Annotated in this window: 7 protein-coding genes; 3 read left to right on the top strand and 4 right to left on the bottom strand. The window is 71.9% G+C overall.

The genetic code is table 11. The features are described 5' to 3' along the window. The 4 genes from ISU07_RS23595 to ISU07_RS23580 all read right to left on the bottom strand — a co-directional run. Positions 1 to 214, bottom strand: a 214-nt coding sequence (locus tag ISU07_RS23595) for a hypothetical protein (protein WP_228522521.1), incomplete at its 3' end; no start/stop codon positions are given. Positions 215 to 223: 9 nt separating this feature from the next. Continuing rightward, on the bottom strand, positions 224 to 556 hold the full coding sequence (locus ISU07_RS23590; protein ID WP_194709315.1) for a hypothetical protein: 333 nt from the start codon (positions 554 to 556) through the stop codon (positions 224 to 226). Continuing rightward, the gene (locus ISU07_RS23585) at positions 556 to 1,590 is read right to left on the bottom strand and encodes a DUF2330 domain-containing protein (RefSeq protein WP_194709314.1); all 1,035 of its coding nucleotides are present in this window, start codon (positions 1,588 to 1,590) and stop codon (positions 556 to 558) included. Before ISU07_RS23585 ends, ISU07_RS23590 begins: the two co-directional genes overlap by 1 nt. Beyond that, positions 1,587 to 2,825, bottom strand: a complete 1,239-nt coding sequence (locus ISU07_RS23580; protein WP_194709313.1) for a CapA family protein — start codon at positions 2,823 to 2,825, stop codon at positions 1,587 to 1,589. Before ISU07_RS23580 ends, ISU07_RS23585 begins: the two co-directional genes overlap by 4 nt. A 64-nt stretch (positions 2,826 to 2,889) precedes the next feature. Between ISU07_RS23580 and ISU07_RS23575 the strand changes: the two genes are divergently transcribed. The 3 genes from ISU07_RS23575 (at position 2,890) to ISU07_RS23565 (ending at position 8,152) form a co-directional block, all read left to right on the top strand. Beyond that, a complete protein-coding gene (locus tag ISU07_RS23575) occupies positions 2,890 to 4,593 on the top strand; it encodes a glycerol-3-phosphate dehydrogenase/oxidase (protein ID WP_194709312.1) in 1,704 nt (567 codons plus the stop codon). A gap of 221 nt (positions 4,594 to 4,814) precedes the next feature. Further along, positions 4,815 to 6,425 (top strand): succinic semialdehyde dehydrogenase, encoded by a 1,611-nt coding sequence (locus ISU07_RS23570; RefSeq protein WP_194709311.1) that lies wholly within the window; start codon positions 4,815 to 4,817, stop codon positions 6,423 to 6,425. Next, positions 6,422 to 8,152 (top strand): GMC family oxidoreductase N-terminal domain-containing protein, encoded by a 1,731-nt coding sequence (locus ISU07_RS23565; RefSeq protein WP_194709310.1) that lies wholly within the window; start codon positions 6,422 to 6,424, stop codon positions 8,150 to 8,152. The genes ISU07_RS23570 and ISU07_RS23565 overlap by 4 nt, the downstream gene beginning before the upstream one ends. Positions 8,153 to 8,434 lie beyond the last annotated feature (282 nt).

Raw genomic sequence — 8,434 nt, 5'->3', positions numbered from 1 at the left:
CCTTCTCGACCAGCGGAGCGACGCCCTTCTCGACCAGCGGAGCGACGCCCTTCTCGACCAGCGGAGCGACGCCCTTCTCGACCAGCGGAGCGACGCCCTTCTCGACCAGCGGAGCGACGCCCTCCTCGACCAGCGGAGCGACGCCCTCCTCGACCAGCGGAGCGACGCCCTCCGCGGCCCGCGGGGACGTGCTCCTCGATCGGCGGGCGGACACCGCGACCGGTCAGCCGTGCCAGGCGAAGTACACGCCTTGGGAGATGGCGTGGGAGACGTTGCGCTCGTCCATCCAGGGGTACTGGTCGGTGATCCAGTCGTGGACGGCGACCTTGGCCTCGTCGGGCCACGCGTCGCCGTACCTCGCGTACTCGCCCTCGATGTGGAGCTCGACCTCGGTTCGGGTGCGCTCGACCAGGTCGGCCAGCTCCGACCGCACGTCCGTCGGCAGCAGAGGCAGCCGTTCCGCGGCGAGCTCGACGATCGGGCGACGGAAGTTCTCGCCGAACTCGAGGGCGGCGTCGTACAGGACGTTCAGGTCCTCGGGGGAGTGGGCACTCATCAGGCCGGTCGCCGACGTACCAGCCGCACGACGAGCCAGACGGCGCCTGCGAGCAGCATCACCACGAGCAGGAAGCCGAGGTCGCCGGGGATGAGGTACTTGTCGTCGTAGACCACCGGGGTGATCGGAGAGTCGTCCGCGGCGGCTGCGAACACGAAGTCCGACACGATCGCGCCGGGGTCGGGGAGCCACTGGGTGGTCTTGGTGAGGTACGGCGTGGTGGCGAGCCAGTCCTCGAGGTCCGAGGAGACCACGTCCCCCGGTGCCACCCGGCCCGCAAAAGTCGTCTCCGGCCGGGTCGTGCCGGAGGCCAGAGTGTCGGTGCGCAGCATCCGGTGCTGGGCGAGCACGTACACCAACGGCTGCTGGGTCTCCTGCGCCGCGGCGGACATCCGCATCGGGTACACCGCCTCGTCGCTGGCGAAGTGCATCGCGATGGGCGGCAGGTCGCCCTGGAGGCTCCGGCCCTCGGCCGTGAGCTGGAGGGCGACGAAGGTCCAGGTGTCCTGCACGTAGGGCGTCACGGTGGCCAGCAGGTCGGGCGACGCGTCGTACCCGTGCTGGTCGAGCCACGCCTGCAACGCCGGTGTGTTGGCTGCCGCGATCGTGGTCGCCCGCAGCGGGCCGAGATCGACCGAGGACAGCACCTCGACCCCGTCGCCCGGTGCCGCGCCGGCCGAGCCGTCGTCCCCGCCGCCGCCGAACAGCAGCGGGAACCCGAACAGGTGCCAGCGGGACTCCGTGCGCGGGGCGGTCACGTCCGCCAGGTCGTTGAACACCTGGTCGTCGCCCAGCTCGACGGTCGCCGGTGACGGTGTCGGCACGAGCAGCCCGGCACTCATCGCCTCGGTCCGGGTGCTCAGCCGCAGCAGGATCGTCTCCTGCGCGCCGTCCCACACCACGAGCGCCGTCTCGGACGTCACCGACGTGTCCTGGCCCGGCCGGTCGACGAGACCGCCGCAGGCGCAGGCGTACACCGGGGCCGCCACCGTCAGCGCGCTGCCGAGGAGCAGCGCCGCCAGCAGTCGCCTCACCGAAGGACCAGCCCGGGCGCGTGTCCGAGCAGGTCGACCGCGGCCCGCGTGGCGTCGAGTGCCTCCCGCAGCCGGACCTGGTCGCCCACGCCGAGGGCCAGCGCGCGCACCACGCGCTGGATGCGGATCGGGTGTCCGGAGGAGTAGTGGTTCCAGTACGTCGGCACGTACTCGGCGCGCTCGACCACGAAGCCCCGGTGCGCGGTCTCCCGGAAGGTGAACGCGACGCTGATGCCCTCGTAGGCCCGCGGCCGGCCGACCTCGCTCTGCGCGACGGCGTTGCCCAGCCCGTAGACGACCCACGTCCCGTTGACCTTCGTGATCGGCTGGACGACGTGGGCGTGCTCGCCGACGACGAGGTCGACGTACGGCGACGCCGTGAGCGCCTTCGCCAGCGCGACCTGGCCGCCGTTCGGCATCGCGGAGTACTCGTCGCCCCCGTGGTACTTCACGATCACGATGTCCGCGCCGGCCCTCCGGGCCGCGCGCGCCTGGGCGACCAGGTTCCGCGCGTCCCACATCGACACCGACCACTCGTGGCCGGCCGGGAGGGGGAACCCGTTCAGGCTGTAGGTGCCGCTGACGATGCCGACCTTCACCCCCTCGTCGGTGGTCAGGATGACGGGCGTCCGGCGCTCACGCAGGGTCCGGAACGTCCCGACGTGCGCGACCCCCGCAGCCTCGAGCAGGTCCGCGGTGCGCACCAGGCCGTCGTACCCCTGGTCCACCGCATGGTTCGACGCCGTCGTGCACGCATCCCAGCCCATGGAGCCGATCCAGCCCGCGATGGCCGGCGGCGCCGCGAAGACCGGGTAGCTCTGGTACGCCGCCCCGGGCCCCGCGAACGGCACCTCCTCGTGGCAGATCGCGAGGTCCGCGTCCGCCACCAGCGGCCGCAGGGCGGCGAACATCCGGTCGAAGTCGAAGCGTGCATCCCCGGCCGCCTGTCCATCGGCCTGGGCGCTGGCCCACACGGTGTCGTGCCAGAGGAGATCACCGCTGAGCACGATGCGGGCGGTGCGGAGCTCGGTGGTCACGACGGGCTCCGCCGCGCCCCCGCTGTCCGAGGAAGGTGCACCGGGGCCCGGCTCGAAACCAGCCAACGACATCGCCGCGGTCTCGTGACGGACCTGGCGGCCCTCCTCGACCAGCGTCAGCGACGGCGTGCCGACAGCGGCCACCGCCAGCGTCAGGCAGGTGACCAGTCCGATGCCGGCGTGTGTGCGGCCAACCAATTGATGGGGGTCCTCCCGTGGGTGCGCCTCAGGCTATCGGCCGATGGACCGGCAGGATGGGGACATGACGCAGGCCAGTGCCCTCAGTCCAGAGGCCCGCGACACCGCCTTGGACGCGCTCGCCGCGACCGGAGTTGTGGGAGCCGAGCTCGACGTCCTCGTCGTCGGCGGCGGGATCGTCGGCGCCGGCACCGCGCTGGACGCCGTGACCCGGGGGCTGGCCACCGGCCTGCTCGAGCAGCGCGACCTCGCGTCCGGCACCAGTTCGCGCAGCAGCAAGCTGGTGCACGGCGGCCTGCGGTACCTGGAGATGTACGACTTCGGCCTGGTCCGCGAGGCCCTCGAGGAGCGCGGCCTGCTGCTCACCCGGCTGGCGCCGCACCTGGTCCGGCCCGTGCCGTTCCTCTACCCGCTGCACCACACGTGGGAGCGTCCGTACGTCGGCGCCGGGCTCCTCCTCTACGACGCCCTGGCGATGGCCGGCAAGTACGACATGGGCGTCCCCAAGCACGCCCATCTCTTCCGCAAGCAGGTCGCCCGGATCGCGCCGGACCTCAACGTCGAGGCCCTGAAGGGCGCCGTCCGCTACTACGACGCCCAGGTCGACGACGCCCGCCTGGTGCTGGCCGTGGCCCGGACCGCCGCCAGCCACGGCGCCCACGTCGCCACCCGCACCCGCGTCGTCGGGTTCCTGCGCGAGGGCGACCGGGTCGTCGGCGTACGGGCCCTCGACCTCGAGGCCGACCGCGAGATCGAGGTGCGGGCGAAGGTCGTGGTGAACGCCGCCGGGGTCTGGACCGACGAGATCCAGGAGATGGTCGGCGGCCGCGGCGCCCTCAACGTCCAGGCCAGCAAGGGCATCCACCTGGTCGTGCCGCGCGACCGGATCCGCTCGGAGGCCGGGTTCATCACCCGCACCGAGACGTCGGTGCTCTTCGTCATCCCGTGGGGCCGCCACTGGATCATCGGCACCACGGACACCGACTGGAACCTCGACAAGGCTCACCCCGCCGCCTCGCGGACCGACATCGAGTACCTCCTGGCCAACGTCAACACGCTCCTGCGCGAGCCGCTCGACCTCGCCGACGTCGAGGGCGTGTACGCCGGCCTGCGACCCCTGGTCCGCGGCGCCCGCGAGCCCTCGTCGCGGATCTCCCGCGAGCACACGGTCGTCGCCCCCGTGCCGGGCCTGGTGATGATCGCCGGCGGCAAGCTGACGACGTACCGCGTCATGGCCAAGGACGCCATCGACGTCGCCGTCCCCGACGCGCGGCCGTGCATCACCGACCGGATCCCGCTGGTCGGCGCCGACGGGTACCTCGCCCGTTCCAACCAGCGTGCGCTCATCTCGCGGCGTGCGGGCATCAGCGTCGGCCGCGTCGACCACCTGCTCGGCCGGTACGGCGGCCTGGTCGACGAGGTCCTCGCCCTCCTCGCCACGCGGCCGGAGCTGGCGCAGCCGCTCGAGGGCGCCGACGACTTCCTGACCGCCGAGGTCGTGTACGCCGTCACCCACGAGGGCGCGCGGCACCTCGACGACGTCCTCACCCGGCGTACCCGCATCTCCATCGAGACCTTCGATCGCGGCGTCCAGGCCGCAGGCCCGGCCGCGCGGCTGATGGCCGGCGAGCTCGGCTGGGACGACGCGCGCCTCGCGGAGGAGGTCGACCACTACCTGCGCCGCGTCGAGGCCGAGCGGCAGAGCCAGACGATGCTGACCGACCAAGAGGCCGACGAGGCCAGGGTCAGCGCGCCGGACATCGTCTAGCGGCCGGGCGAGCCATCCAAGCTGGTCCAGCCGGGCGAGCCATCCATGCTGGTCGAGCCGGGCGAGCCCCTGGGCGAGCCCGTGTCGAAACCCGGTGACGGTCTCGTGACAGGCGCTGGCGCGCCTTCCTCGACCAACGGCTGGGAGTTGACAAAATGTGCCTGTGTGTCAAGCGCCACGAACCGTGGTCCCGGTGACCCAGGTCACCTACGCTCGCTCGTATGAGTGCGCATGACGCCGATCCGACGGTCACCGGCCCGCACGACCCCGAGCACGAGCCGAGCGCGACGCTGGCCTTCGAGCCCGAGCACGCCGCCCTGCTGACCCAGCGCCTGGTGGCCACGAGCGGGGAGTCGGCCGTGGTGTCCTCGCCGCTCACCGGTCAGCCGCTCGCGCACATCCCGCAGTCCAACGACGGTGACGTGGCCGAGGCGTTCCGTCGTGCCCGCCGGGCCCAGGCGGACTGGGTGCGGAGGCCGGTCGGGGAGCGGGCCGAGGCGCTGCTCCGCTTCCACGACCTGGTGCTCGACCGCCAGGACGAGGTCCTCGACCTGATCGGCTGGGAGTCGGGCAAGGCGCGCAAGCACGGTTTCGAGGAGCTCAGCCACGTCGCGCTCACCGCCCGCTACTACGCACGCACGGCTGCGCGGCACCTGCGGACCGAGCGCCGCCCGGGCCTGTTCCCGTCCCTGACGCGCATCGACGTCAACTACGTCCCGAAGGGCGTCGTCGGCATCATCTCGCCCTGGAACTACCCGTTCACGCTGGCCATGTCCGACGGCCTTCCCGCGCTGGTGGCGGGCAATGCGGTGGTCATCAAGCCCGATGCCCAGACGGTGCTGACCGCGCTGCTGGGTGCCCAGCTGCTCGAGGAGGCGGGCGTCCCGCGCGACCTGTGGCAGGTCGTCGCCGGTCCCGGGCCCGAGGTGGGCAGCGCGATCGTCGGTCTCGCCGACTACGTCTGCTTCACCGGTTCCACCGCCACGGGGCGGATCATCGCGACCGGCTGTGCGGAGCGCCTGGTCGGCTGCTCCCTCGAGCTCGGCGGCAAGAACCCCATCCTCGTCCTGCGCGACGCCGACATCGAGAGGGCCGCCGAGGGCGCGGTGCGCGCGTCGTTCTCGAACGCCGGCCAGCTGTGCGTCTCGACCGAGCGGATGTTCGTGGCCGACCAGGTCTACGACCGGTTCGTCGACCGGTTCGTGGCGCGCACGGACGCGATGACCCTGGGCGCCACCCTCGACTGGGGCAACGACATGGGGCCGCTCATCTCTGCCGACCAGCTGGAGCGGGTCCGGGCGCACGTCGACGACGCGGTCGCCAAGGGTGCCGTCGTGCGCACCGGAGGCCGCGCGCGGCCGGACCTGGCGCCGTACTTCTTCGAGCCGACCATCCTCGAGGGCGTCACCCCGGAGATGTCGTGCTTCGGCGCCGAGACCTTCGGGCCGGTCGTCTCGGTCTACCGCTTCCACGACGAGGCGGACGCGGTCGCGCGGGCCAACGAGGGCGAGTACGGGCTGAACGGCTCGATCTACTCCCAGGACGGCCCCCGTGCGCGGGCGATCGCGCGCGAGATCACGTGCGGCACCGTCAACATCAACGAGGGGTACGGCGCGACGTTCGGCAGTGTCGATGCTCCGATGGGTGGCATGCGGCAGTCCGGTCTCGGTCGTCGTCAGGGAGCCGAGGGCATCCGTCGCTACACAGACATCCAGTCGGTGGGCACCCAGCGGCTGGTGCGGATCGCCCCGATGATGGGCATGTCCGACGCGGCGTTCGCGAAGGTGATGACGTCCAGCCTGCGCGCGATGAAGAAGCTGGGCCGAGCGTGACGGACGCAGCCACTCAGTTCGACGTCCTCGTCGTCGGTTCCGGGTTCGGCGGGTCGGTCACGGCCCTGCGACTGACCGAGAAGGGGTACCGCGTCGGCGTGCTCGAGGCCGGCGCACGCTTCGCCGACGAGGACTTCGCCGCGACCTCGTGGGACCTCAAGCGCTTCCTGTTCCGGCCCGATGCCGGGTGCTACGGCATCCAGCGCATCGACGTGCTCAAGGACTGCCTGATCCTGTCCGGCGCGGGGGTCGGCGGTGGGTCGCTGGTCTACGCGAACACGCTCTACGAGCCGCTGCCGGCGTTCTACACCGACCCCGCGTGGCGCGACATCACCGACTGGCGGGCCGAGCTGGCGCCGTACTACGACCAGGCCAAGCGGATGCTCGGCGTGGTCACCAACCCGCTGCACACGCCGGCCGACGAGGTGATGCGCCAGGTCGCCGACCAGATGGGCGTGGGGGAGACGTTCAGGCCGACGCCGGTCGGGGTGTTCTTCGGCGGCCCGGACTCCCGTCCGGCTGCTGCCGAGCCGGACCCTTTCTTCGGCGGCGAGGGGCCGGACCGCAACCCGTGCCGCAACTGCGGCGAGTGCATGACCGGCTGCCGGCACAACGCCAAGAACACGCTGGTGAAGAACTACCTGCACCTGGCCGAGAAGAACGGCGCGACGGTGCTGCCGCTGACGACCGTCACCAGGGTCGTCCCCCGTGACGGCGGCGGGTACGACGTGCACGTCCGGCACACGAAGGCGAAGGTCCGGCGGCGCTCGTCGTCGCGGGTGCTGACCGCCGACCAGGTCGTGTTCGCCGCGTCCGCGCTCGGCACCCAGCGGCTGCTCCACACCATGAAGGCCGAAGGCCACCTGCCGAGGCTGTCCGACCGGCTCGGCCACCTGGCGCGCACGAACTCCGAGTCGATCCTGGGCTCCATCGCGCGCGACAAGTCGGTGGACTACACCCAAGGCGTCGCGATCACGTCGTCGTTCCACCCGGACGAGCACACGCACATCGAACCGGTCAGGTACGGGAAGGGCTCCAACTCGATGGCGTTGATGCAGACCGTGCTCACCGACGGCGACGGCGACGAGCCGCGCTGGCGCACCTGGCTGCGCGCGATGTGGGCCGAGCGCAAGCAGGTGCGCGAGCTGTACGACATCCGGCACTGGTCCGAGCGCACCGTCATCGCGCTGGTCATGCAGAGCACCGACAACTCGATCACGACGTTCCTCAGGCGCAACCGGCTCGGCCGCTGGGTGCTGACGTCGAAGCAGGGGTACGGCGAGCCGAACCCGACCTGGATCCCCGCCGGCAACGAGGCTGCGCGCCGGATGGCCGAGCTGATGGGCGGGACGGCCGGCGGCACCATCGGCGACCCCTTCAACCGGCCGCTGACGGCGCACTTCATCGGCGGCTGCACGATCGGCGCCTCCCCCGAGTCCGGCGTGATCGACCCGTACCAGCGGGTCTACGGCCACCCCGGCCTGCACATCGCCGACGGCTCGGCCATCACCGCCAACCTCGGCGTGAACCCGTCGCTGTCCATCACCGCCCAGGCGGAGCGGGCGATGTCCTTCTGGCCCAACAAGGGCGATGCCGACACCCGCCCACCGCTCGGGTCGGCGTACGAGCGGATCCAGCCCGTCGCCCCGGCCTCCCCGGCCGTCCCGCCGACCGCTCCGGCGGCCCTCCGGTTGCCGCTGGTCGCCATTCATCAGCAGGGCACCTGAGATTCACCGGTCACAGGCGTAACCCGTCCGAGAGGGCGTCGTTGGACGGCTGGGTCACCTCTTGTGCTCCCTCACCGAGGAGACCCGTAGCCGGGGAGGGTGACCTTGTCGGCGAGCAGGGCCCGGCCAACCCTCCCTCCCCGGCCGGGCCCTGTTACATGCCGGGGTGGTCGAGCCGGGAGGCCGGCCACGGCCGAGCGTGTCGAGACCGAGGAACGCTCACCGGGTCTCGACACGGGCTCGCCCAGGGGCTCGCCCGGCTCGACCAGCATGACGAGAGGG

Source organism: Nocardioides islandensis (assembly GCF_015352455.1).
Taxonomy (GTDB): Bacteria; Actinomycetota; Actinomycetes; order Propionibacteriales; family Nocardioidaceae; genus Nocardioides; species Nocardioides islandensis.
This window is presented reverse-complemented; position numbering and strand designations above follow the sequence as displayed.